A 25,849-nucleotide genomic window follows, 5' to 3' on the forward strand; every position below is an offset into this window, starting at 1 on the left:
GCTGAACTAGGATTTTACTAATACGATCTTTTCGTTTCCCTTTTTTACCATCTGATTCATATAATACTTGATTTTGGAATAAACTTCAGCCGGATAGACGGCTTTTTTAAAAAAGCTCGAGAAAGTAATTACCAATTTGTTCTCAGTTTGATTGATAGTGTATTCCATCTCCACCAGGTCATTTTTTGCTTTAAAGCTTTCCGGAACAAATTCCACTCGATAGCCTTCCGGTATTTCAATTGAGGTGAAGTAGGTATCTCTCCATGGATAAATCATGTCGACAGGATAGGTCCTGGTTTCCTGGTTTAATGGATTGTCCTTCATCGGTTCATTAAGGAAAGGGGATATATATATTTTTTCATTGATGATTTCGGCAGTCGTTTCAGGTTGAAATTCATATTTATAGTACCGGGAATTTTCGTCCATATCCGCAATCGAGACATTTTCTTTCTCAACGCTGTAACTTTTCTTTTTTAAATGCTCCAGAAGTTTTTCCGTATCGTTGCCAATTTCCTCTTTTAAGCCGATTGCCTGGTATTCGTTTACTGAGATTTGAACTGACGATTTTAGCTCACTATTCTCCAAATGCATTTTTATCACCGTATTTGTTTGCGTGGGATAAGCACATTGCAGACCAATCCAGGATACATCTTTATTCTCATTTTCTTTAATCAGCAATCCTTGATCATTGATGCATCTTTGGGGTATCCTATATGATGAACAGTGTATGTCTGTGACATCGGAGAGAACATTTAAGTTGTCGAGTTCGGCGTACAACAATACATAGTTGAAATATTGAAAAAAAGGATAGTCGGTTCGAATCTTACCATTCTTTCTGGTGCTGATTAACACCGGATAGGCCTCAATCCCAATTGCTTTTAATAACCCTATGGTGAAAAGATTAAGATCAGCTGCATTTCCAAATTTGTCTTTCTCCAGATTAGCCGGCGATTTGGAGGCGTATTTTGCATTGTAATCATTCCATTTATAATTGCTTTTTACAAACTCTATCACTGCTTCAAATCGTTCCTTTTTACTTTTGCTCTCCAACGCTTTTACATCAAGGATCTTTGCTGCTAATCTTTCGCTTTTGTTAACATACTTGCCAAAATCCGGATGGTCGTTCAGTTCTTTTATCATGTCCGGCCAGGTTGAAATTATTTTTCTTTCACCACCGCCAGGGTATTTAATTTTAGCAAGTTGAAAATCTAATTTAATGATGTAATCATTTATTGATGTTATGTATGACTCATTTTCAAAAGCAGGAATATCTTTCATCTCATATTCGTGTATGTAATCTTTGTACTCTATAGTTCCGTATCGCTTAGCGGATCCCCCATCCTCATATGAATTTTGAGAATCAAAACTACTTGCACCCTGCAATATGAAAGCATAGTCATAGAATGGAACTATCCTGGCGGTGTATTTGCTAAATACTGTAGGTATTTTACTTTGAAAAGACCAGTCTCTTAAGTTGAATAAATATTGAGTAGATAACTTGTAACGATATTCAATTATAGATCCTTCTTTTATGTTTGGAAATGCCAACTTTTTCACCTTCCAGAAGTCATTTACTTTTTCATCATGAATGTTTTCTTTTTCAACAACCGTTCTGGTTAGCCTGCCATCTTCCAGATTATAAGTATATGCTTCCAGATCATAGACCTTTTCGAAAATATCTCCTTCTTGATAAAAAGGGATCTCAACTTCGGCATATTTCATTCCTGCTTCTGAAAGTATTTTTATTCGCTTCGAATGTTTAAAGATTATTTCAAAGCCACTGGAGGTTTCATTAAAAAACGAATCACCTATGTCGAATAAAATAACTGCTTCGGCTTCTTTGTCTTTGGCATAGGTTTTTAATTCCAGGTCATCTTTTCCTACTTTCCCAAACTCAGTTGAGAAATTTTGTGCGTGAGTATTACTAATAAGTGTACAAATCAGGATGAGTGTTAGAATTAGGTTTTTCATTTTAGCTTTTTTTTGAGGTTGTGATGTAGGTTTTATTTTCAAGGTTGATTACGGTTTGTAAAAACTCGTAAAGGTCATTATACTCCTCTATCTGGTAATATCCGTTGTTTAGAAGAAATGATTTAATAATAATAAGTTCCTTATCCCGAAGTTCTGCTGAAATGGAATAGTTGCCATAAGCACTTGTTAATAGCGTATTTGGTAACGAACTGTTTATTTCATATTCGTCCGTAATTTTATAGTGTAGGGTGTCTTTTTGATAGATGGGATAATCAATCTGAAAAGGTAGTTTTCGCTCAACGGGTGTTTCTATTTTGGGAAGGCTAAAGGGCAGTATTTTTAAGATGAGGTCGTTTCCGTATTCTTTAAAAACCTCACTCGAACGGGCAGAATATTTTAATGTGATTTTTGTTGAATCCCTCTCTTGGGGGGAAAAGTTGATACTGATTGGTTCAAATTTATTTTCAAGTATATTATCTCTGATGATTTCTACCTTTTTGTTTTCTTTGAATGAATTATCGATTTGATCAAGGATTTCAAACTGCTTTCCGCGGTATGTATTTGTAAAATCAGCCAATGTCTCGTTGTTTAGTTCGTATTTCATACTTACATTCCGTTCGAGGAGGACTTGGTTCGGTTGTAGTATAGGCGTTCTGGAAAAAAAGCTTTTGTCTTCATTGATAACAAAAACTTCCCGGTTTTGAATAAAAGTACCAACGTAGTTAAAAGGATCGTCTGAGGTACAATCTATCCACAAGGTGTCCCGGTTGTCAACAGGAACACAAATAATAACGTGATTCGACTGCTGGGAAGGTAAGGTATGGTTAATTGAAGCTATTGTGCCTCCTGCAAAAATCTTTGAGTAAAATGATTCTATATTCTGAGATTTTAGAATAGCTCTGAAATAATTGCTCAGCGCTTTGCAGTCTCCATAACGGTTTTGTGCAACATAGCTTGCCGGGTAGGGTTTTAGTCCTCCTGTTTCGATGCTAATGTTGATGTACCGTGTTTCGTCTTGTAAATAATGAAAGAGCGTTTTAACTATTTGTTTTTTGTCTTCCATCCCCTCTGTCAACTTTTTTGTTTTGTTTATTTCCAGGTCAGGAAGGTCGGATATATCTTTAATCAGTTTATGTTGCCAAAGTCCGTAACTCTGCCAGCTGGCAAACGATCCTTCAATATCAAATTTGAAATCCTCAGGGACAACTGTTACCAACGGAAGGAAATCATACAATGGCGGTGTAAAAGCTTCATTTTTTAAGTGACCATCGTATGTGGCTTCCCATTGGTAGATAAAATTATCTTCCAATGTATCTTTGGCAAATTTACTTACCAATTGAGAATGAAAATTTATTTTGTAGTCTTTGGGAGCTTGGATTGTTAGCGATGCCTCCAATGTCGGTATGTCGAAATCCAAAATTGGATACCAGTTATCGACATAAATAAATTCATCCTCTTTTTCTTCAAATTCATAGCAAATAATGTAGGGATATTGATTGTGCTTTAGTGTAAACTCCTTTACAAACTGGTCTTCATAAAAAGAGTACGATGGATAAGAGTTTCGTTCGCTAATATCATTTTTACTTAATTTCTTTATGATTTTCCCATCGATTGTTTTTATGTGAGCATCGATGTCAGATACCTTGTTCATTTTGGAAAAGGGAATCTCGATATCAGTATATTTTTCACCTTCTCTGTTGTAAATGCATATCTCGTAACTGGAGTGTCTGCTGAGTTTATTGTTTTTTATAGTTATCGAGGTTTTCTGCGATAGTAGGGCTGCATTTTTCTGTGCTGCCTTTGCATTGCCAATGATAGCGAAGCATAGTAAAACTAGTAAACAACTTTTGATTGACAGGAAGCTTATGGGTATTGTCATGTGTTTAATGGTAAATAAGTCAGGTTTTACATAGGTCCTTAAAAATCAGGTTTAACAAATATAGTATTTTGAAAATCACAAGAAAATGCGGTTTGCTATTCTCGGTAATTTAGATTATGTCTAGGTAAAAGATAAATATAGAGCAGGTCAACTTTTTGAACGTGCTTTAGAGATAATCCTTGAAAGGATGCATCGAAAAAGTAGCTTCATTTATAAAATGCAGTCTTTTGTAAAACCTAATGTATATTCTTATATGTTTTGCTTGTGGGTATGTATGATCAGCATTCATCATTAAACAATGAAATAATGTCTTTGTGCTTGTCCAAAGAGGCTCAAAAACTTTGAATTTGTAGCCAAAGTGGAAAAACGTCTTGCCGAACGAAATACCTGGCAGGGGAGGTTGTTTAAAAACTGGTATTCCTACTGGTTTTCTATAGCAGATTAAGATTAGAATACGATATTTTCCGTTTGGTTATATTCTGTGCTGAAGGGTACAAACAGAAAAATCTACCAGTTCCCTTTAGTATGAAAGGTAAAAACAGGTAGATTTTTCAACTGTAGTAAAGTAGAATTAGTCAATTTTATTTTTTGCAGTCCGGTCGTCAATCACCATCAAGCGATATTTGTGTCCGTCCATCACCACCCGGTGAGCTTCAATGCGCAGGTGCTTGGTTTTTACCTGGTTGTTGATTACAAAATCGCGGATCAGCTCTACGTCCGATAAATTCGAGCCCGACAACAGGTTGCGAAATTGGCAGTGTTTACACAAATCTTCATGCGGATCAAGCAGTTTTTCACGTTGCGTGCATCCCATAATCTGGCAAAATTCATGATCCAGAATGTCGCTTTTGCTGCTTTCTGCCAGTACCGAAAACGATTTGTTGTAGTACTTCACCTTGAAATCATGGTCGGTCAGAAAGATAGCATGAGGATGGTGTTCAATGAGTTGGTTTAACAAGCCGTTGGCTTCGTCCACTTTTAAAAATTCTAGTCGCATGGCGTTTTGGTTTTAAGTTTATACAAGCCTTTGCTTTCATGAACCTCCACTGCTAAAGGCATATTTAATTTAAGCATTATTCGCGTAAAATTCAATCAAAGATGTCCAACAAAATAAAAACAGGTGAACGGTTATGAATCAACCGAGCCAAATACCCTTTTCAGCAGGTTGGTAACCCGGGCTGCCGGGTCTTGGCGAATCTGTTTTTCTTCGTCTGCAATTTTGAGAAAAAGGCCGTCGAGAGCTTTGGCAGTCAGGTAATCTTCCAATTGGGTGTTCACCGGTTTTAAGCCTGCAATTTTCCCGGCCACACTGTTGGCCACGGTGTTCCATTTGCCGGTAAGGCTGTCCCAGCTTTCTTTGGTAGAAATGCCTCCCACCAGTTCCTTTTCCACCGAGCTTTTGATTTTTGGCTGGTAGAGCGCAAAAAGCTGGTCGTAAGTGGTTTTGTGAAGGTATTGCGTGGCCGCGTTGTTTTGTCCTTTCAAAATGCCCACTGCATCCGAAATGGTCATGCTTTTAATGCTGTTCACAAAAATGGGTGCGGCTTCTTTGGCGGCGTCTTCCGCAGCACGGTTGATTGTCAGCAGTACGTCCTGAACCAGTTTGTCGCCGCCCGGAATTTTGTTGAGGTTGTCGACAATTACATCGGCTTCGGGCGGAAGCATGATTTTCACCAGCTCGTCTTTGTAATATCCGTCGGTTTTTCCGAGTAATTGTGCCGATTTGTTGGTCCCGGTAACCAGTGCCTCTTTCAGACCCGCAACAATTTCATTTTGTGTAAGCGGTGCGTTGGCATCCAGGGTTTGCTGCGCCAGTTGGGTTAATTCAGCACAGCCCGTCAGTAAAATCAATAAAAGGGGTAAGAGTTTTTTACGAATCATTTCTTTGTGTTTAACAGAGTGTTATTTATTAAAAAGCTTTTTAACCAGGTCATCGCGTCCTTTGGATTTTAAGTCGTTGATGATCTTGTTTTTGAATTCCTTTTTGTACCAGAAAAAGAACTGGCGTTGCTTTTCCTTGGCATCGCGGTTTTTGGCGGTGTAAATTTCTTCCATCGTGTAAGGATGGTAGCCCGAATAATAAACCACGGTGGCCAGCGTCATGGGAGTGGGTGTAAAGTCCTGTACCTGCTCCAGCCTGAAATCCATATTTTTTGTTTGAATGGCAAGATTGGCCATATCTTCCGATTTACTGCCGGGGTGGCTCGAAATAAAATACGGGATCAGTTGCTGGTTTAAATTCTCTTCTTTATTGATGCGTTTGAATTCCTCGTTCAATTCCTCAAACAATTTAAAAGAAGGTTTTCGCATAAATTTCAGCACCTCGTCCGACGAGTGTTCGGGAGCTACTTTTAAGCGCCCCGAAACGTGATGTTTGATCACCTCGCGTAAATATTGATGGTTGGCTTTGTTCGCCTCCTCGTTGTTGGTTTTCTCGAGGATCATATCGTAACGGATACCGCTTCCCACAAAGGCTTTTTTGACTTTAGGGTGCTGACGCACTTTTGCGTACAGGTCGAGCATGGGTTGGTGGTTGGTATCCAGGTTTTTACAAATGCTGGGGAAAATACACGACGGGCGTTTGCATTTTTTGCAAATCTCCTCGTGAATGCCTTTCATTTTGTACATGTTGGCCGACGGGCCTCCCAAATCGGAAATGTAACCTTTAAAATCGGGCATTTGCGTTACCTGTTCAACTTCCTTTAAAATGGATTTTTCGGAACGGCTGGCGATAAATTTTCCCTGGTGTGCCGAAATGGTGCAAAAAGTACAACCCCCGAAACATCCACGGTGAATGTTGATTGAATGCCGGATCATTTCGTAAGCCGGAATGGTTTCCTTGCTGTTGTAACGCGGATGCGGCAAACGTGTGTAGGGCAGGTCGTAAACCTTGTCGATCTCGCTTTCCTTGAAAGTGGGCCATGGCGGATTTACTACTACTTTCCTGTTCCCGACACGTTGAACCAGCTTTTTGGCCTCCATTTTATTCGACTCTTCCTCGATGTGCATAAAATTGCGCGCATACTCTTTTTTGTCGGCAAGGCAGGTTTCGTGCGAAGCCAGCTCCAGTTCGTCCCAATTTTTTTTGGTGGCATAAGCTTCATCTTCTCCAACCATAAAGGCAGTTTGGGGAATTGATGTAAGGCTTTCAATAGGAATGCCCCGTTTTACAAGTTTGGCAAATTCCACGATCGTCTTTTCACCCATTCCGTAAAATAGAATGTCAGCCTTTGTATCTTCCAAAATCGAAGGCATCAGTTTATCCGACCAGTAGTCGTAGTGGGTAACCCGTCGCAACGAAGCTTCAATTCCGCCAATTACAAGCGGCACATCGGGGTATAGCTTTTTTAAAATATTACAGTAGGTAATGGTGGCGTAGTCCGGGCGCTGTCCCGATCTTCCACCGGGCGTGTAGGCATCCGACGAACGTTTTCGTTTGCCGGCCGTGTAGTGGTTCACCATCGAGTCCATGTTTCCGGCGGTTACCGCAAAAAACAGGTTCGGGCGCCCCAGCTTTTTGAAATCACGCAGGTCGTCCTTCCAGTTCGGTTGCGGAACAACGGCCACACGCAGGCCTTCGTGTTCCAAAACTCTTCCAATAACCGCAGCGCCAAACGACGGGTGATCGATGTAAGCATCACCCGTAAAAAGGATCACATCGATCTCGTCCCATCCCATCTGCTGCACTTCTTTTTTCGATGTGGGAAGCCAAAGGCTTATATCCGTTTTATGCTCCAATTTTTCTTGTTTTTCTCTACCTATAACAAACAGGGGGCAAATATGATCAAAAAAAAGCATATCGCCTTGTTTATCTGATAAGTAATGGAAAGACCGGTGTAGAAAGGGGAAATAAAACATGGTTCGAAAACTAAAATTGAAAAAACATTCTATTTTTGTAGAGGTACTACTTGAGGTTTTACACCGTTAGCAACAAGAAATGGAGTTACTGAATCCGAAAGATCTGTTCAACGATCGACCTGCCATCCTGGCCAGCGGAGATTATTTCGCTAAATTTCTGATGTATATTCTTCGTTTTAACAAGCTTAATAAAATTTACAGCCAAATTGCTCAGAAAGAAGGCGTGGATTTTATTGATGAGCTGATAAAAACGCTGGAAATCAACATGGTTTTCGATGAGAGTGAATTGAAAAAGATTCCGAAGGAAGGCCCGCTGATTGTGGTGGCCAATCATCCGCTGGGCGGATTCGACGGCTTGCTGCTGATCAAGTACTTGTCGATGGTGCGAAGCGATGTAAAAGTGCTGGCAAGCTTCCTGTTGAAAAAGATTGAACCGGTTTCCGAATATTTCCTGTCAGAAAATCCTTTTGGTACGCGGGAGGAAAGCATGGCGGGTTTGGGAGAAGCCGAGACGCATTTGAAAAACAATGGCGTACTGTGTCTTTTCCCGGCGATTAATGTAAGTACCAAAGACTCATTTGACGGAGTTACCGACAAGGTATGGCAGTTCCCGATTGTGAAATTCATCAAAAAAGCACAGGTTCCGGTGGTTCCGGTTCTGTTTCAGGGAAGCAACAGCCGTTTGCTGCAGTTCTTTGCCAAAATTCATCCGTCGTTGAAACACGCCCGGCTGCCCTCGGAGTTGCTGAGCAAGCGACACAAGAATATTAAGCTGAGAATTGGGAGTCCGGTTTCGGTAACGGAGCAGGATCACTTTTGCGATGTGTACCAGTTTGGGCGTTTTCTGCGTGCCAAAACCTACAGCATGGAATCGGACATCGAGGTGCGGCGTTTTTTCAATTATTCGATCAAGCCGGAGATGAAACCGCAGCCGATCATTGATCCCATTCCAACGGAATTGATCCTGAAGGAGATTCAATCGATAAAATGCGACTATACGCTTTTCAAGCTTAAAAATTATATATCGTACTGTGCCCCGTCGAAGTTGATCCCCAATATTCTGAATGAAATTGGCCGTTTGCGCGAAATCACCTTCCGGGAAGTGGGCGAGGGAACCAATCTTAGCATTGATGTGGATGAGTTTGATTTGTACTACAACCAAATGTTTATCTGGGATGAGGAAGAGCAACGGATTGTAGGGGCTTACCGGATCGGACAGGGGAGAGATATCATGGAGCAGTACGGGAAGCGGGGATTTTATCTGCAAACCCTTTTTCGCCTCGATGATAAGTTGAAGCCGGTTTTGGAGGAAAGCCTTGAGCTGGGGCGTTCGTTTGTGATTAAGGAATACCAGCGAAAACCGATGCCACTCTTTTTGCTGTGGAAAGGGATTTTGTATTTTCTGCTGAAAAACCCGGAATACCGCTACCTGATCGGGCCGGTGAGTATCAGCAACAACTATTCGAAGGTTTCAAAAGATATGATCGTGCGCTTTATTCTGCGCAATCATTTGAACTGGCAACTGGCGAAATATGTCCGCTCGCGAAACAGCTATACTTTCAAAAGCGACAATACCGACCTGAATCTGCTGATGGAGAACATGGACAGCATCGATAGGCTGGACAAAACCATTGGCGATGTGGATGAGCTAAATTCTGGCTTGCCCGTTTTGCTGAAGAAATACATTAAGCTGAACGCCAAAATCATTGGCTTTAACGTCGACCCGAAATTCAATAATTGTCTCGACGGACTGATTGTACTGGATGTGTACGATGTTCCGAAAAATACCATCGAATCGCTCTCGAAAGAAGCCAACGACGGATCTATTTTGGATCGTTTTTATGGAAACAGGGAGTAGGAGTTCAGGGTTTAAAGTTCAGGTTTCAGAGAAAGGAGCGTATTGCGGGCTTTGCATATTTTTAGAAGCAAGTTTTCAGTCGCAGTCACAGTTTTCAGTTTAATTTTCTGATGACTAATGTTCGATGACTCTTCGTTCGACATTAAGAGTTCGTCCCTTGACCGAAAGTATAGGTGGCGGGGGTATTTATCATTTATTTTTCCTCTGGCTCGTGGCTCGAAGCTGATAGCTCTCAGTTCTCTTCTATAATATTTTTAACGCGGCCAACTTGTCCGTCGTCCAGCATTACTTTTATGCCATGTGGATGATTGGGGGATTTGGTAAGGATTCGTTTAACAAATCCTTCCGTCAACTCCCCGGTACGCTGGTCTTTTTTCAAAACAATTTCGACCAGCATGCCCGGTTGGATGTTTTTGCGTTGCCTGCCGTCCATTAGCCCTTGTACATTCTTTCGCGTTGTTCCTTAATCTTTTCGTCGGTGATGTAATCGTCGTAATTCATCAGCTTGTCGATGATTCCGTTGGGTGTGAGTTCGATCACGCGGTCACATACCGATGAAATAAAGGTATGGTCGTGCGACGACATGAAAACATTTCCAGGGAATTTAACCAGGTTGTTGTTAAAAGCCTGGATCGATTCAAGGTCGAGGTGGTTGGTTGGTGTATCCAGAATCAGTGCGTTGGCATCGAGCAGCATCATTTTGGCGATCATACAACGCATTTTTTCTCCACCCGACAACACGTTTACTTTTTTGTAGATTTCTTCTCCGGCAAACAGCATTTTACCGAGGTATCCGCGAATGTAGATTTCGGTGGTGTCGTTGGTAAACTGGCACAGCCAATCGAACAGTGTCATTTCGCCCTGGAAGAACTCCGAGTTATCAAGCGGCAAATAGGCCGTTGTAATGGTTTGTCCCCACTGGAAAGTTCCGGTGTCGGCATCGCGGTGTCCGTTGATGATCTCGAACAGAGCCGTCATCGCACGGTGGTCGCGCGAAAGGAAAACGATCTTCTCACCTTTTTGTGTCGAGAAAGTAACGTCTTTAAACAAAGTAGTTCCATCAATACCTGCGCTCAGGTTTTCCACATCCAGGATGCGGTCGCCGGCTTCGCGTTCCGGTCTGAAAATAATACCGGGGTACTTACGTGTAGAAGGTTGAATTTCGTCCACGTTAAGTTTTTCCAGCATTTTCTTGCGGCTGGTGGTTTGTTTCGACTTGGCCACGTTGGCACTGAAACGCGCAATAAACTCCTGCAATTCTTTCTTTTTCTCCTCGGCTTTCTTGTTCTGGGCCGCCTGTTGTCTCAGGGCAAGCTGGCTACTTTCGTACCAGAAGGTATAGTTTCCGGCAAACAGTTTGATCGCACCAAAGTCTATATCGATGGTGTGGGTACTGATCGCATCGAGGAAATGTCGGTCGTGCGAAACTACCAAAACCGTATTTTCATAATTCGACAGGTAGTTTTCGAGCCAAACCACGGTTTCGAGGTCGAGGTCGTTGGTAGGCTCATCGAGCAACAGGTTGTCAGGATTTCCAAAAAGTGCCTGTGCCAGCAGTACCCTCACTTTGTGGTTCCCGCTCATGTCTTTCATCAGGGTGTAATGAAAATCTTCTTTTACCCCCAGGTTGCTCAGCAGTGTAGCGGCATCGTTTTCTGCATTCCACCCGCCCATATCGCCAAATTTCTCTTCCAGTTCGGCCGCTTTTAGGCCATCCTCTTCCGAAAAATCGGGTTTGTTGTAAAGAGCGTTCTTTTCCTGCATCAGGTCCCACATTTCGGTGTAACCTTTCATTACAGTATCGAGTACCGTAAACTCATCAAAGGCAAAGTGGTCCTGGCGCAACACCGAAAGCCGTTCACCCGAACCAAGGGTAACCGAACCGCTGGTAGCATCAATGTCACCTGATATTGCTTTCAAAAAAGTTGACTTACCGGCACCATTGGCACCAATCACACCGTAGCAGTTGCCCGGAGTGAACTTGAGGTTAACGTCCTGAAACAATACGCGTTTCCCAAACTGAATACTTAAATTCGATACTGTAATCATTTTCTAATCCATTTTACCATTTAGCCCTCCGAAAAGGGCGTGCAAACGTAAGTAATTATTTGTGAATGTTTTCACTGAATTGGATACGAAGGTACAACCAAAACCTAAACTTAATAATGCAATTCGCTTTTTCATTATTTATTCACAATCCTAAACCCTTGATTCAGTTATGTGTTGTAACGAAAGATGAAATAAAAAGTTAACATATTATTAATGGATTTCTTTTTTGTTTCTTCCTCCCAATTTCCGAAATTGAACTACTTAATTAAAATAAACTGCTTGAAATGAACAAAATTTTACTTCGCCTGAGAATGATTCTCATTCTCCTTTGTGCATCGTTGGTTTCGTTTGCACAATCAGTCATTATTAACGAAATAAGGATCGATCAGCCTTCAACGGATAATGATGAATATTTTGAATTAGCCGGAAATGCCGGACAGGATCTAAGCGGGCTTACTTACCTGGTTATCGGCGACGGAACAGGTGGTAGCGGTGTGATTGAAGCGGTTGTGGATCTGACCGGACAGCAAATTGCAACGGATGGTTTTTTTGTGGTTGGAGAATCGACCATGACCATTGCCACTCCCGATTTTCTGGCATCGCTGAATTTTGAAAACAGCGACAATGTTACCCATCTCCTGGTATCCGGCTTTACCGGAGCACTGGGCGACGATTTGGATGTTGAGGATGACGGCGAACTGGATGTAACGCCGTGGACGGAGATTGTGGACGGAGTTGCTTTGCTTCAGTCAACCATTTCCGGAGACAAAGTGTACAGCACCATTCAGGTGGGGCCCGATGGTACTTTTGTGCCGGGACATGTATTGCGGGATTGCAGCCAGGTTTGGCAAATCGGCCCTTTTGAACTTGGAGATGGAGATACTCCGGGTGCTTCCAATTGCGGTAGCCCGGTAGAAGTGAAGGTGGTGATCAATGAGTTTTCTGCTTCTACAACCGGTACCGACGTGGAGTATGTGGAAATTAAAAGTAACCCGAATACCGATTTAAGTGCCTATTCTGTACTCGAAATTGAAGGAGACGGAAGTAGTGCCGGTACGATCGATGAGGTGCTTGTTTTGGGAACAACGGATGCAAATGGCTACTATTTGGCCAATCTGCCTGCCAACACATTTGAAAATGGTTCGCTGACTTTGTTGCTGGTAAAGAATTTTACGGGAGCATTGGGCGACGACCTGGATACGGATAATGACGGAGTTTTGGATGCTACTCCCTGGGAGGAGTTGACAGACGATGTGGCTGTGAATGACGGAGGTGCCGGTGATTTGAATTACTCCACTTCTGTTTTAACCGTTTCTTACGACGGTCTTGCTTTTGCCCCGGGTGGTGCTTCGCGTATTCCGGATGGTTTGGATACCGATTCTCCTGCCGACTGGATGAGGAATGATTTTGACTTGTACGGTATTCCCGGATTTGCCGGAAGTCCAGTAAATGGAGAAGCGATAAGCACTCCGGGAGCTGAAAACGAGAAATATGTTTTTGTTGAAGTCATTTCGTTGATCATTAACGAGGTGGACGCAGACACACCCGGAACAGATACGGAAGAATTTATTGAACTGTATGATGGCGGTTTGGGAAATAAAGCGCTGGATGGTTACATCGTGGTTCTTTACAACGGAAGCAACGACCTTTCATATGCTGCCTACGACCTGGCCGGTTATTTTACCAATGCCGACGGGTATTTTGTTATCGGCAATGCTGATGTCGCCAATGTTGATCTGGTGGTTGCGAGTAATGCCATTCAGAACGGAGCCGATGCAGTCGCCTTGTACAAAGACACGATCACAAATTTCCCGAACGGAACGCCGGTAACGCTTACCAACCTGGAAGATGCTTTGGTATATGACACCGATGATTCGGACGATGCCGGCTTGCTGGTGCTGCTTGAAGCAGGCGAGCAGCAGGTAAATGAAAACATGACCGGCGACAAAGACAACCTGTCGATGCAGCGGATTCCAAATGGAAGCGGAGGCGCCCGCATGACGACAAGCTATTCGATGTTCAAACCAACTCCCGGAACTGAAAATGGAGTGATCGTTAATCCTCCGGCACCCGATGTAATTTCGATTGCTGATGCCCGCGTTGCCGCCGAAGGAACTACTGTAACTATTTCCGGTACTTTAACGGTTGCCGATCAGTTTGCCGGTTCGGCCTATATGCAGGATTCAACCGCCGGGATTGCTGTTTTTGACGCATTGGTTCACGGTGCGGGAGTTTTCCAGATTGGTGATTCCATTACCATAACCGGAACAAGAAGTGTGTACAACGGACAACTTCAGGTCAGCCCGGTAAGCGAAGTGGTTTCGCACGGTGCTGCTCTTTCTCCCGTTCAGCCAAAAGCGCTTACAATGGCCGAGCTTTCTGCGCATCCCGCTGAGTTGGTGAAACTGACGGATGTTACTTTTCCAGCGCCGGGAGCATTGATCTTTGGTAATTCAAATATTGTGGTGGCCGATGCTTCGGGAAGTGGCGAAGTCAGAATCGATGCTGATGCCGCTGATTTGGTTGGCCTTGCTCAACCCGAAAGTTGCGAGGAAGTAATTGGGGTTGTTGGCAGGTATTACGATTTGTTTCAGCTGATGCCGCGCATAAAGAGCGATCTGCCTTGCGCTGAAAAATACAAACAAACCGGAGATGATCTGGCTATCTCAAAAGAACAAACACTGGATGTTGTGACCTGGAACATAGAATGGTTTGGCGACGAAGGAAATTCTCCCGCCAAAGGCGATGCCAATACGGTTCAGAAAGACAGCGTCAAGGCTGTTCTGAATGCATTGGATGCTGATATTTATGCCGTGGAAGAAATTTCGGATGATGCCTTGTTTGCGCAAATGGTCAGCGAAATGAACGGTTACGATTATGTGCTTTCTAATTATACGTCGAATCCGAATGATGCCGGCGTAAAACAAAAAGTGGGGTTCATTTACAAAACATCAACTGTTTCGGTGGTGAAAACCATGCCGCTCCTGGCTTCCATTCATCCTTACTACAACGGTGGTGATGGCTCGGCGCTTGTCGGATATCCCGATCCGGATGTAACCCGGTTCTACGCCAGTGGCAGGTTGCCTTTTATGATGGTGGCAGACGTTACCATTAACGGTGTTACTGTTCGTTACCATGTAATTGATATTCATGCGCGAGCCAACAATAGTTCCGATCCTTTGCTGCGTTACCAGATGCGGAAATACGATGTAGAGGTGTTGAAAGATACTCTGGACCAGTATTATTCTGATGCCAACCTGATTCTCTTGGGTGACTACAACGACGACGTGGATGTAACAGTGGCTGATATCACTTCGACTACTGCTTCCAGCTATGAAAGTTATGTGGCGGATGCTGACAACTACAAAGCGCTGACCGGTGTTTTGAGTGAAAATGGTTTTCGTTCGTATGTTTTTGAAACGGATATGATCGACCACATTTCAGTAAGCAACGAATTGTTTGACGAACACATTGATGGTTCTGCAAGAGTTCACTACGAATTTTACGACAGTGATTATACCAACACTGCTTCCGATCACTTCCCGGTTTCAGTTCGTCTTCAGGTTGAGAGTTTGGCTGCCAGGTGGATTGTAACTACAGAAATCGATTGTTTTGAGGGCGACAACGGAACAGCTACCGTTGAAGTTACAGGCGGGATTCCACCTTATACTTATGCCTGGAGCAATGGACAAACGCTGGCAACTGCAAGCAATCTTTCGGCAGGCATTTATACCGTAACTGTAAGCGATGCATTGAATAACAGTGTTTCTGCAGAGGTTGAGTTATTTGATCCTGTGCCGGTTGAGTTTGCATTGACCGAGGATCAGGTGGTTTATCCTGCTTATTCCGATTCAGCTTGTGCAACACTCGCCGTTGCAGGTGTAACAGGTGGAGCAGGCGATTATTCTTACCTGTGGAGTACCGGCGAAACTTCTGAGTCAATCATGGTTTGTCCCGATATGCCAACGGTTTATTACCTTACTGTTACCGATGGGAATGAGTGTTCGGTGACGGATTCTGTCCTGGTATCTCCTGTTGATGTATATTGTACGACGGGCAAGGGAATGGACAAAATTCAGCTTTGCTACAAGGGAAAAACCATGTGTGTGGCCTATCCTGCGGTGGATGAGTTAATCAAAAAAGGAGCTGTTTTGGGCGCTTGTGTCGCAGAAAAAGTTATGGCTGCAGCACTCGATGGTTTCATGGTTTATCCGAATCCATTCGTGAGCGATGTCGCCGTAACATTTTCCAGCGATGAAAAGGCCGGTGCAACAGTGGAAGTGTATGCTGAAGGAGGGACCGCTGTTTATAGCGAGATTATTTCCATTCACAAAGGATACAACAAAGCGGAACTGAATTTATCTTTCCTAACTGTCGGAACGTATGTGGTGGTGGTTAAAGGAAGTTCGCTGACCCCGGTTTCAGGAACGATCATCAAACAATAATCGATTAAAAAGAAAAATCAATATAAAACCGGTGGGATTTCCCGCCGGTTTTTTTATCTCTGTTGGTGATTGCTTCTCAAATACAGGTTACTATCGCCGTAACTCAGAAAACGAAAATTGTTTGCCAATGCGTATTCGTACACTTTTTTCCAGTCGGCGCCCAAAAATGCACTGATTAGTAAAAGCAGCGTGCTTTGCGGTTGATGGAAATTGGTGAACATGCCGCAGATCAACTTGAATTTGTAGCCCGGCAGAATTATGATCTGCGTGGAAAAACGAATCGCCTTTTCGTTGTTTTCGGCCAGGAAATAAATAATGTTTTGCAGTGCTTTTTCAATGCTGATGCGGGCTTCGTTTTCGTAAGGTTCCCATTGTTTTACCTCCGGATGAAAAGGATCGAAGCGCTTTTCTTCCAGTTGCAGACCGATCCAGTATAAACTTTCGACCGAACGTACCGATGTGGTTCCAACCGCAATGATGTTACGCGGGTCTTCCAGGAAAGATCTCAAAATACCGATCGGAATTTCAACCTGCTCGTGGTGCATGGTATGCCCGTTGATGGTTTCCGATTTTACAGGCTGAAAAGTACCGGCTCCCACATGCAGGGTTACTTCACGCGTTTGGATATTCTTTTTACGGAGGCTTTCAAAAACACTTTCCGTAAAATGCAGTCCGGCAGTTGGTGCAGCCACTGAACCATCGATTTTGGCATAAACGGTTTGGTAGGTTTCTTCGTCGGACTCTTCCGTTTCGCGGTTCAAATAAGGAGGGATCGGCAATTGCCCGATGTGTTCGATGATCTCGGAAAAATGAATTCCGCCATTCCAGATAAACCGAATGTGAAAAGTGTTTTCTTCCTGTGCAACTTTTGCTGCCGTCAGGTTGATTGTTTTGCCGTCAAGTTCAAAGGTATGTGTCAGAAATCCTTCCTTCCATTTTTTTGAATTTCCCACCATGCATTTCCAGATCACTTCCTCGGTTTGCTGAAAAGCAAGCTGGTGGTCTCCGGGTTCAACCGGCTCCAGGCAAAAGATTTCAATCTTGGCACCGGTTTCTTTATAAAAGAATAAACGGGCGTGAATTACACGGGTATTGTTAAATACAAGTTGTGCATTATCAGGAAGATAGCTGGTGCAGTTTCCGAAGATATCTTCTCCAGTTTTGCCATCTTTCCAGGTAAGCAATTTCGACTTATCGCGCTCCTTTAACGGGTATTTGGCAATCCGTTCGTCGGGCAGCTCATAGGTGAAATCACTGATCTTTATGTCTTTGTACGAAGTCAAACCAATTATTATTTGCGGTGCAAAAGTAATATTTTCTTTGGTAGTGCTGTTCTTACTTTGAAATCGAAAACCGCAAAAGTGCTGGCAGAAAGTTTACCTTTGCACAAAACAATGTAAGATGATTAAAGTAGGAGACAGAGTAAAATTTCTGAACGACGTGGGTGGTGGCGTTGTAACCGGTTTCATCAGCAAAAGTATGGTGAACGTTGAGGGCGACGATGGTTTTGAAGTGCCATATCCCATTTCGCAACTGGTAAATGTAAGTGCGCCCGAATTAAATGCAAAAGGTACGGTTTCGCAAGCTGCTCCTGTTGTTGAAACAAAAGTAGCTGAACCGGAATACATTGAGCCGGAAGGTGAAGTGATCAACGGGAAAGATGCCCCTGATTTTTATTTTTGCTTTGTTCCGAAGGATGCCAAAAATCCGTTGGCGGGAGAAATAGAAGTTTTTCTGATTAACGATAGCAACTATAAAATTCTGTTTACCTATTCGTATTTAACTGACAGCGATGTAAAGACGGTGGAGACCGGAAATGTGAAATCAAATTCAAGGTTGAAGATCGATTCGCTGACCCAGGAAGATTTGAGCAGCCTGCCGGATTTTGGGTTTCAGGTATTGTATTTCAAAGATGCCGGAAGTGAGTGGTTTTCGCCGGTAACCAAACGTTTTAAAGTAAATCCGGTGAGGTTTTATAAAGCTTCTACTTTTCAGCCAAGCTCTTATTTTAAACGGCCGGCCATGGTGTTGAAACTTACTGCCAATCCGTTAAAAGATAACCTGGATACGATTACCGAAGAGGATTTCAAACAGCTGGTGAAAGAAAAATCGGCGGCAGAAACACCGGTGAAAGTACAGAAAAAGAAACCGTCGGACGAGGTGGTGTTTGATTTGCATATCAACGAACTGCTCGATCAGCCCGAAGGTTTGAGCAACCGCGAAATTCTGGAAATCCAGCTTGAAAAAGTGGAGTCGGAAATGAACAATGCCATTCGCGATCGCGTCAAACGAATCGTGTTTATTCACGGGGTTGGACAGGGCGTTTTAAAACAGGAAGTGGCCAATGTACTTAACCGCAAATTCAAAAAGTATTACTACCAGGATGCTTCGTTCAAAGAATATGGCTACGGAGCAACGATGGTGATTCTGAGAAGGTGATCTACGCCTGCTTTTTCAAAATATAATTTTCCGGTACTTGTTGTACAGAAAAGAAACCACCAGCAGCAGGGCGCCAACCGAAACAAACACAATGGTTTTGGGAACGGTGGCCAGATTGGACAGGTCGTAAACAAACAGTTTGATGATGGTTACGCCAAATAGAATGATCGACGTCAGGCGCAAGTGTTTCTTCTTTTTCCAGATTCCGTAAACAATCAGCAAAAAGGAAAGCACGCCCCACAAGATGCTGAGTCCGTAGTTGTAAACATTGGCCGAATCGGACAAATTCAGCCAGTGGATCAATTCGCTGCTGCAAATCACGATCAGGGTGACACTCAGAACCACTTCGAAAGCATTCACGATACTTTCCTGGTTGATCTGTAAGAGCGAAAACCGGTAGATCGAATAAAAAAGCAAGGCCAGGAACAAGTAAACCACGTAACGGATGAGCAGGTAATAAATAGTTACATTGTAATTACCAGCTAAATCGGTTGACAGGTAGCTTTCGCGAAGTGTCCCCAGGGAAGATAAACCGCCTGAAAGAAATACCAGTATCAGCAGAAAACCCATCACCAGCATAAAACCATTCAGTACCATGTTTTTAATGAGTTTCTGATTGACAAACGTCAGGGCCGAAAAGAACAGCACAGAGTAATTCAGCATCCAAATGGTTTTGAACGTGAAGATATCTTTGTTCAGATTTTCATAGGCTTTTGTCCAGGTTTCGCCTGTGTTTAGCTCGTAAGTGGCATAAATTTGCCGGTTGTTCCAATAAAGATCAATCTGGTTCGAAAAAGTAAGAAATATAGTGAGCAGGAAGAGTCCTCCGAACAAAACGTTAAATACTTCCATCCAGTTTTTTATCCTGCCTCCCTCGGGAATCCATTGGGTGCTCATGTAATAAATAAACGAGAATGCCCCGACGGCCACAAACGAAGCTAAAAATGTCAGGTTGAGAATCGGGGGAACTACTTCGGCGATTGTTTGAGGGTAGAAATCGTACGATAAAGAAAACCAGTTGACTGTGAGGGCGAAAAAAGTCAGTAGCATTAAAGTGGCAGAAATGTAATCGAACAGTAGTATTTTTTTACTGCGCCCCAACCAAAACAGGAAAGCTGCTTCGCCTGCCCAAAGCATGGTTATAACATGAGAGGTAAACTGAATGCCAATGGCCGTAGTAATCAGCAAAATGACCAGCCCAATTGTCCAGTAAAAAAGTTCTTTTTTCTCGGAACGATAAACGATAAAGGCCGTGGTTCCGTGAACAAGGGCATTGATAAAGGAGAAAAGTCCTCCGTAGGTTTGGCTGAGGTCGCTCATGTCGAGAGCCACCATGCCAATGGTATAAAATACTGCTGAATTCAGTATCAGAAAGATGATATCGTCGATCGCTAACTTTTCTTTCAGAATGAGTTTGTACGACAGAAATACGAGGTAGAAGATGGCGAAAAACAGCGAAGCAAAAACGAGGGCTGTGCCCAGTTGGTTGCCGTAATCTTTTGATGCAAACCAGGAAATAAAAATTCCCCAGGTGGCCAGAAAGGCAATGTAGTTGAGTGGTTTCCACTGTTTTTTAGTGGAAATAAAAAGAATGCCCAGGTTGATAATTGCCATGTAGGTGAATAGAACAAGCGCGCTCGAAACCGGACTGTATAAGATAAAGGGAACAATGTAGGCGCCGGCCAGGCCAAAGTGTGCGATCACCTGACGGTCATAGTACAACGCCAGTGCCACCGTAAAGACAGTAAATAAAACCATTAGCAGAAAGGCTACCACATAAGGAAACAGGCTGTAATAGGTGTAAGCGGCATAGCTTATAAAGTAAAAAATGGCCATGGCACCGCTAAAAAGAACTGCACTGAAATTGAAGTAATTTTCTTTTAAACGAACAGCGAAAAACGCCAGAATTCCGCCAACCAGGTAACCCAGAAGGATGCGCATTAAAGGAGAGATCAGGTTGTTGTCGATGGCATATTTTGCACCGATCCCAACGCCGATGATCACCACGATCATTCCTATTTTGTTGATCAGGTTGGTGCCAATAAACTGCTCAAATTCGGTGGTAATGCCACTTTTTTCCCAAAAGTTTGGGACTTTTTTACTTTCCTTTTTTACGTAATGTTCTGCGTACCGCGGCTGCTCTTTATGTATTTCCGGTTTTTGTGCAACGGTGGTTTTATGATCAGTGAACTCCTGGGGGGCTTCGGAAGCAGCTTCGGGTTCTTCCACCTGCAGGCGGATAATATGACGTTGCAGCGCATTTATTTCCTGCTGGAAATCCGATTGTTTTTTTAGTAATTCGTTTAATTTCTGGAGGAGTTCCTGTTTTTCCGATTTTGATACATTCATGAGGAATGGTTCTCTGGATTAGACTTTTGGTTTAAACAACAGTTCCCGTTTTCATGCTAAACGGTATAATCAGAACAGTAGTGTGTCAATCAATTTACAAAATTAACGTCAGATCAAAAACATATTGATTACTTTTGCAGCGGCAGGCCGCTTTATCGCTCTCCCGAGTTTTCGGGAGGGAGGAAAGTCCGGGCAACACAGGGCACCGTGCTTCTTAGCGGGAAGATCTTTGAAAGGGGATAGCAACATAACAGAAAATAACCACCTTGCAGTGGCGTGTCTGCAGCAGGGTACGGGTGAAAAGGTGTGGTAAAAGCACACCGGTGGTGGTGGCAACATCATCAGCCGTATGTCTCACGGGTTGCAAAGCCATGTATATTCCGGTTGTTTGCCGCTGTTGCGGTACAGCAGAACGGCCCGTTTTGTTCCTAACGCACAAAGGAACCGGAAGGGGTAGGCTGCAGGACCCAGGTAGTGATACCTGGGCTAGATAAATGATAAAGCTTTCCCGGGTGACCGGGATTGACAGAACCCGGCTTACAGGCCTGCCAATTTTTTTCTTTAACACATTTCCCTAAAAATAAATTTCTGAAATTGCACGGCTTTTCAAATCCGGAAAACGGGTTTGGAGAAGGCAAATGATTTTAGCATTTTTATCCACCCAATTGCTATGACAGAAAAAAAGGATAACAGTGATATTGAGATTCTAAAGACAGAGGGAGTTCGAAAAGCCTTTGTGTTGAATCAACCTTTTGTACCGGCGTTTAGCGCCTTGCTACTGCTTAAGCAGGGACGTCTTACCGTGAGGTACAGGCAAGAAGAACATGTGATTTCGGCTTATGATATGTTGCTGTTAAACCGCTTGGTGGTTGTCGAGTTGCTGGAGGTATCCCCAGATGCCGAAATGCTGATGGTTGCCATGGGGAATGATTTTCAGCACCGGGTGCCGGTGCGTTTCAACAAGCTGGATATGATCCAGTATTTTGCTACTTCGCCTGCTTTGCAACTGTCTTTTTCCGAAAATGAGTTTAACGATATCTGGGAAATCGTCCGGATTATGGAGGCCAGACAGCACCATACCGGGTTTACTTTTACCATCGATCTGCTTCATACGCTGCTGGTGTCAGTTTCGTATATGATGGCCAAGCAAATAAGCGAAAATCTGCCGTTGAAAAATCGTTCCGATTCCAGACGCGAAAAACTGACGGTTGAGTTTATTCGCTTGTTGCATGTCCACTTTCGGCAGCAGCATAATCTTAACTTTTATGCCCAACGCCTGCGGGTGACTTCAAAACATTTATCAGAAAGTCTGAAGAAAGTAACCGGCTTTACCGGGCGCGAACTGATTAATATGGCGCTGGTTTGCGAAGCAAAAGTGCTGCTGGTGAATGATAATCTGAAAGTTGCCGCCGTTTCTGAACAGCTGAACTTTAGTGATCAGTTTGCTTTTAGCAAGTTTTTTAAGCGGCTAACCAATACAAATCCCACAGAATACAGCCGTGGATTGCTTTCGTGTAATCCGTAGTTCAGACATGCTTTCCCGAAGATAGTCTATTCTGAGGTGCACAAAGAATATTGACATTTGTACCCTTTATGATTAGCAGAAAACGAAAATGCAGAAATGGATGTCTGGAGTTGTCGGGTAAAGATGACCGGTAGAAATGTGCACTGGCAACCTCACCAATTCATCCATTTTTTGACCAAAATATCAATGTATTCGATACTGACGTGAAGAAATGCAGTGTAACATAGTGTAAATCATGTTACTAATTGCGTACTTTATGTTGAATTGAATAATATGTTGTAATTTTGGATGAAAGAGAAAGAAAATAGCAATGTTCATCGAATGAACTCAATAGGTGTTTCTCTGTTGGATAGGGGAAACAATCGGATTGGGAATAATTGAGAGAGAAAACAGAAAACAATCGGCTTGATATGGAAGGATATTCACAAGCGGAGAACAAGGGGAAAATCAGAAAATTGATTAGGAAAGTAAAAGGTGGACAAATCTCCGGTAATGGAGAAGGTTAGGCGTATTTCTTACATTTGTGCTTTTTGTTTTTGTAGATTAGTACGGTAAGTTGCATTTATTCTATTATATGAGATATTTGGTTGGCCTTTTATTTGTTATTTTTTGTGTGAATTCTGTATTTGCACAGGAGGAGCAAAATGCCCGGTACAATATCTGGGTTTTGGGGATGAATATCGGAGATTTCACGGTAAAGCAAACGGGTGAAAACGGAAATCTGGACATACAGGCTGTTACTGATGTGGAAGTCAGGTTACTTGTTCCGTACCGCGTAAAATTTGTTCAAAACAGCACCTACAAACAAGGAAGCCTGGCAAATTTTCATGTACAGACATTGAAAAACGGAAAGGTGAATTCGGATACAAAGCTCGAGAAAAGTGGTGATTCATATGTGCTGGTGAAAGATGGAGACTCAACCCTGGTACACGAAAACATAACCTTTAGCGGAAGCCTGCTCTATTTTAACGAGCCGGCCGGAATTTCGCAGGTGTTTAAAGAGCGAAGCGGCGAAGTGCAGAAAATCGAAAAAGTGGATAAGCATACTTACCGGGTAAGCGACGAGAAAAACCGGAAGGCACACGAGTATAGTTACAAGGACGGGATATTGCAGGAGGCAGAGTTAAAACATCCGCTGGCCACCGTTTACCTAAAAAGAGTACTGTAGACTTTGAGAGTTGATATGATCGTATATTCTGACATAGAACCTGTTTACTACCTGTTGCCGCTTATTGGCTTTGTGGTAGGGCTGTTCGGAACCATGCTGGGAGGTGGTGGTGGATTTATTTTTCTTCCGCTGCTTACCATTCTGATCGGAGTTCCGATGCAAACTGCGGTCATTACTTCGCTGGTTGCCACGCTGCCGATTGCTATTGTGGGGACTGTGGGCCATTCCCGGAAATCAAACATCGATTTCAGAACCGGGTTGGTTTTTGCCCTTGCCGGAATTGCCGGAGCATTTGCCGGAGCAGGGATTACAAGCCTGATCAGCCCGGAACAGTTGCGGATCAGTTTCGGTATTTATTCGGTGTTGATTGCGGCTCATATTGCTTATGGTACGATGCGAAAAGATGAACAGAAGCAAAAGATGGAAACATCCTCCATCCCGTCGGGAATAAAGAACAAAGCCAAAGGTTCGTTCTTTGGCTTGTTTGCCGGAATTATTACCGGAACCTTTGGAACCAGTGGAACAGCCCCGGTGATTGCGGGTCTCTTTTCGATGCAGATTCCGTTAAAACTGGTGATCGGAACATCGTTGCTGGTGGTTCTGGCCAATACGGTTTTTGCGATCGGTGCTCATTTTCTGGTAGGCCAGATCGATTTTACACTGGTACTGTTTTTAACCGGCGGCTCGGTGATCGGGTCGTTGCTGGGACCTAATCTTTTGGCCAAAATAAAAACGGATAAATCGGAGAGCAAAGCCCGCTACATTTATGCGGTGGCTATGGTAATCATCGGAATTTTGATGATCACCGGGTTAAAGAAATAATTTATAAAAAGAACATGATTCAAACGATTTACTATATCATTCTTATTTATTTCCTGTTAGGTGGAATCGCGTTTTATTTCATCAACCGGAAAAAAGAACCCGCGGTTGCCCGGGAAAGTTATACAAAGTTTGGTGTTTACTTTCTCATCATCAACGCACTGTTTTTCAGCATTACCATCAACTCGCTTGCGTTTCACTTTATCGCAGTATTTATTATTGCAGGAGGCCTGCTCGAGCTGATTGGTTTGTACCGCAGCAGCGGATTCCGGAACAAAAACTTCTTCCTGTTTTCGGTAGTGGTTTTCGTGGTTTTGTCAATCGGGTTCTTTTCGTTTAGCGGGTTCGACAAAGGATTGATCCTGTTTTCATTCCTAGTGCTTTCCATCTTCGACAGCTTTAGCCAGATTACCGGGCAGTTGTGGGGGCGAAAGAAATTGTTCCCCGAAATAAGCCCGAAAAAAACAGTGGGCGGACTTGTGGGCGGAACCTTGGTGGCCCTGGTAAGCAGCTTTTTGTTAAAAGATTTGTACGCCGGAAGTACAGTGAGTGCGCTTGTTTTAGCGGTAGGCGTAATTGCTTTTGCCTTTGCCGGAGATTTGTCGGCTTCGTTTTACAAACGAAAATTTGGGGTTAAAGATTATAGTAAACTGATTCCGGGACACGGCGGGCTGCTCGATCGTTTCGACAGCCTGATTGCCGGCGGAGCCTGGGTAGCGCTGTATGTGCAGCTTTTCAGTATTTGAAAGTATTTTATAGATAGAAATGGGAAATATTGTTGTTTTATCATTTGTGTACCTGGTCGGGATCGTATTGCTACTGGCATTTAACGAGTTAAACTACAGGAGGCTGAATCTGAAAGGAGAGTTCACCCGTAAATTTGCTCATTTTATGGCTACTCTGGCAGTGGTGCCCTTTCCGTACATAATTCCGTCGCACTGGTACGTTTTGGTGCTGGCCATTTTATTTTTCCTGGCACTTTTCATAACGCAGTACAGCAAACAATTAAAGTCAATTCACGATATTGAGCGAAAATCTATAGGCAGTTACTTGCTTCCCCTCTCAATTTATGTTACCTTTTTAATAGCAAACCTGCTGGACAATAAGTTCATTTACATTTTGCCCATGCTGATTCTGGCCATTTGCGACCCAATTGCGGCCATTCTGGGGATCAATATTAAAAACTACAACGGTCGCATCGTATTATTTGGGCACAAATTCAACAAAACATGGTTAGGGTCGGGAAGTTTTCTGGTTACCAGTTTCGTGATCAGTTTGATTGCACTGTACTTTCACCGGCATGTATTCGATCTGAAAACATTTTTACTGGCAACTTCTGTGGCTGTAGCAACCACGGTTGGCGAACTTATTAGCTGGCGTGGGTCTGATAACCTGACCATCCCGCTTAGCGCAGTAGTGATTTTGGTTTTATTTCTTTAACAGAATAGTAAAAACGATATATACGGTAGTAGAACTACCTCTAGAAGAA

At 43.2% G+C, this 25,849-nt stretch carries 17 protein-coding genes and 1 other RNA gene; 9 read left to right on the plus strand and 9 right to left on the minus strand.

The window, feature by feature from the left end; translation table 11 throughout:
- Positions 1-6: 6 nt before the first annotated feature.
- The 5 genes from INQ51_RS15780 to INQ51_RS15800 all read right to left on the minus strand — a co-directional run bounded on the left by INQ51_RS15780 (position 7) and on the right by INQ51_RS15800 (position 7,588).
- The gene (locus INQ51_RS15780) at positions 7-1,971 is read right to left on the minus strand and encodes a DUF3857 domain-containing protein (RefSeq protein WP_233378918.1); all 1,965 of its coding nucleotides are present in this window, start codon (positions 1,969-1,971) and stop codon (positions 7-9) included.
- A gap of 1 nt (position 1,972) precedes the next feature.
- Complete coding sequence (locus tag INQ51_RS15785; RefSeq protein WP_233378919.1) at positions 1,973-3,850, minus strand: DUF3857 domain-containing protein; 1,878 nt, start codon at positions 3,848-3,850, stop codon at positions 1,973-1,975.
- Between the two features lie 571 nt (positions 3,851-4,421).
- A complete protein-coding gene (locus tag INQ51_RS15790; protein ID WP_233378920.1) occupies positions 4,422-4,847 on the minus strand; it encodes a PAS domain-containing protein in 426 nt (141 codons plus the stop codon).
- A 131-nt stretch (positions 4,848-4,978) separates the two neighbouring features.
- Complete coding sequence (locus tag INQ51_RS15795; protein WP_233378921.1) at positions 4,979-5,731, minus strand: DUF4197 domain-containing protein; 753 nt, start codon at positions 5,729-5,731, stop codon at positions 4,979-4,981.
- Between the two features lie 21 nt (positions 5,732-5,752).
- The gene (locus tag INQ51_RS15800) at positions 5,753-7,588 is read right to left on the minus strand and encodes a YgiQ family radical SAM protein (protein WP_233378922.1); all 1,836 of its coding nucleotides are present in this window, start codon (positions 7,586-7,588) and stop codon (positions 5,753-5,755) included.
- A gap of 199 nt (positions 7,589-7,787) precedes the next feature.
- Between INQ51_RS15800 and INQ51_RS15805 the strand changes: the two genes are divergently transcribed.
- Entirely contained in the window at positions 7,788-9,566 is a 1,779-nt protein-coding gene (locus INQ51_RS15805; RefSeq protein WP_233378923.1) for a GNAT family N-acyltransferase, read from the plus strand.
- A gap of 232 nt (positions 9,567-9,798) precedes the next feature.
- Here the strand turns inward: INQ51_RS15805 and INQ51_RS15810 are convergent, their stop codons facing one another.
- Positions 9,799-9,999, minus strand: a complete 201-nt coding sequence (locus tag INQ51_RS15810) for a YwbE family protein (protein ID WP_119440160.1) — start codon at positions 9,997-9,999, stop codon at positions 9,799-9,801.
- Complete coding sequence (locus INQ51_RS15815; RefSeq protein WP_233378924.1) at positions 9,999-11,615, minus strand: ABC-F family ATP-binding cassette domain-containing protein; 1,617 nt, start codon at positions 11,613-11,615, stop codon at positions 9,999-10,001. Before INQ51_RS15815 ends, INQ51_RS15810 begins: the two co-directional genes overlap by 1 nt.
- Positions 11,616-11,899: 284 nt before the next feature.
- Between INQ51_RS15815 and INQ51_RS15820 the strand changes: the two genes are divergently transcribed.
- Positions 11,900-16,060 (plus strand): endonuclease/exonuclease/phosphatase family protein, encoded by a 4,161-nt coding sequence (locus tag INQ51_RS15820; RefSeq protein WP_233378925.1) that lies wholly within the window; start codon positions 11,900-11,902, stop codon positions 16,058-16,060.
- Positions 16,061-16,113: 53 nt separating this feature from the next.
- On the opposite strand, the gene INQ51_RS15825 is transcribed toward INQ51_RS15820, so the two are convergent.
- Positions 16,114-17,343 (minus strand): S-adenosylmethionine:tRNA ribosyltransferase-isomerase, encoded by a 1,230-nt coding sequence (locus INQ51_RS15825; protein WP_233378926.1) that lies wholly within the window; start codon positions 17,341-17,343, stop codon positions 16,114-16,116.
- Positions 17,344-17,461: 118 nt separating this feature from the next.
- Between INQ51_RS15825 and INQ51_RS15830 the strand changes: the two genes are divergently transcribed.
- Entirely contained in the window at positions 17,462-18,499 is a 1,038-nt protein-coding gene (locus tag INQ51_RS15830) for a DUF2027 domain-containing protein (protein WP_233378927.1), read from the plus strand.
- Between the two features lie 15 nt (positions 18,500-18,514).
- Here INQ51_RS15830 and INQ51_RS15835 read toward each other — a convergent pair whose 3' ends face one another.
- Complete coding sequence (locus INQ51_RS15835; protein ID WP_233378928.1) at positions 18,515-20,848, minus strand: DUF2339 domain-containing protein; 2,334 nt, start codon at positions 20,846-20,848, stop codon at positions 18,515-18,517.
- A 139-nt stretch (positions 20,849-20,987) separates the two neighbouring features.
- Between INQ51_RS15835 and rnpB the strand changes: the two genes are divergently transcribed.
- From rnpB to INQ51_RS15865, 6 genes are all read left to right on the plus strand, one after another.
- An RNA gene (gene rnpB, locus INQ51_RS15840) (RNase P RNA component class A) lies at positions 20,988-21,404 on the plus strand.
- Positions 21,405-21,518: 114 nt separating this feature from the next.
- On the plus strand, positions 21,519-22,373 hold the full coding sequence (locus INQ51_RS15845) for a helix-turn-helix domain-containing protein (protein WP_233378929.1): 855 nt from the start codon (positions 21,519-21,521) through the stop codon (positions 22,371-22,373).
- A 613-nt stretch (positions 22,374-22,986) separates the two neighbouring features.
- Positions 22,987-23,541 carry a DUF6134 family protein gene (locus tag INQ51_RS15850; RefSeq protein WP_233378930.1) on the plus strand — a complete coding sequence of 185 codons (555 nt, stop codon included), beginning with the start codon at positions 22,987-22,989 and terminating at the stop codon, positions 23,539-23,541.
- A 15-nt stretch (positions 23,542-23,556) separates the two neighbouring features.
- Positions 23,557-24,363 carry a sulfite exporter TauE/SafE family protein gene (locus INQ51_RS15855; protein ID WP_233378931.1) on the plus strand — a complete coding sequence of 269 codons (807 nt, stop codon included), beginning with the start codon at positions 23,557-23,559 and terminating at the stop codon, positions 24,361-24,363.
- Between the two features lie 14 nt (positions 24,364-24,377).
- Positions 24,378-25,106, plus strand: a complete 729-nt coding sequence (locus INQ51_RS15860) for a phosphatidate cytidylyltransferase (protein WP_233378932.1) — start codon at positions 24,378-24,380, stop codon at positions 25,104-25,106.
- A 19-nt stretch (positions 25,107-25,125) separates the two neighbouring features.
- Positions 25,126-25,800 (plus strand): phosphatidate cytidylyltransferase, encoded by a 675-nt coding sequence (locus tag INQ51_RS15865; RefSeq protein ID WP_233378933.1) that lies wholly within the window; start codon positions 25,126-25,128, stop codon positions 25,798-25,800.
- The last annotated feature ends 49 nt before the right edge of the window (positions 25,801-25,849 follow it).

Source organism: Maribellus sp. CM-23, assembly GCF_021354595.1.
In the GTDB taxonomy this organism is placed as follows: domain Bacteria; phylum Bacteroidota; class Bacteroidia; order Bacteroidales; family Prolixibacteraceae; genus Draconibacterium.

Bases quoted from the DNA above. Each gene is read 5' to 3' on its own strand.
- INQ51_RS15785 (WP_233378919.1), bottom strand. From the start codon at position 3,850: ATGACAATACCCATAAGCTTCCTGTCAATCAAAAGTTGTTTACTAGTT.
- INQ51_RS15810 (WP_119440160.1), bottom strand. From the start codon at position 9,999: ATGGACGGCAGGCAACGCAAAAACATCCAACCGGGCATGCTGGTCGAA.
- INQ51_RS15795 (WP_233378921.1), bottom strand. From the start codon at position 5,731: ATGATTCGTAAAAAACTCTTACCCCTTTTATTGATTTTACTGACGGGC.
- INQ51_RS15820 (WP_233378925.1), top strand. From the start codon at position 11,900: ATGAACAAAATTTTACTTCGCCTGAGAATGATTCTCATTCTCCTTTGT.
- INQ51_RS15845 (WP_233378929.1), top strand. From the start codon at position 21,519: ATGACAGAAAAAAAGGATAACAGTGATATTGAGATTCTAAAGACAGAG.
- INQ51_RS15805 (WP_233378923.1), top strand. From the start codon at position 7,788: ATGGAGTTACTGAATCCGAAAGATCTGTTCAACGATCGACCTGCCATC.
- INQ51_RS15860 (WP_233378932.1), top strand. From the start codon at position 24,378: ATGATTCAAACGATTTACTATATCATTCTTATTTATTTCCTGTTAGGT.
- INQ51_RS15815 (WP_233378924.1), bottom strand. From the start codon at position 11,615: ATGATTACAGTATCGAATTTAAGTATTCAGTTTGGGAAACGCGTATTG.
- INQ51_RS15855 (WP_233378931.1), top strand. From the start codon at position 23,557: ATGATCGTATATTCTGACATAGAACCTGTTTACTACCTGTTGCCGCTT.
- INQ51_RS15780 (WP_233378918.1), bottom strand. From the start codon at position 1,971: ATGAAAAACCTAATTCTAACACTCATCCTGATTTGTACACTTATTAGT.
- INQ51_RS15790 (WP_233378920.1), bottom strand. From the start codon at position 4,847: ATGCGACTAGAATTTTTAAAAGTGGACGAAGCCAACGGCTTGTTAAAC.
- INQ51_RS15835 (WP_233378928.1), bottom strand. From the start codon at position 20,848: ATGAATGTATCAAAATCGGAAAAACAGGAACTCCTCCAGAAATTAAAC.
- INQ51_RS15865 (WP_233378933.1), top strand. From the start codon at position 25,126: ATGGGAAATATTGTTGTTTTATCATTTGTGTACCTGGTCGGGATCGTA.
- INQ51_RS15830 (WP_233378927.1), top strand. From the start codon at position 17,462: ATGATTAAAGTAGGAGACAGAGTAAAATTTCTGAACGACGTGGGTGGT.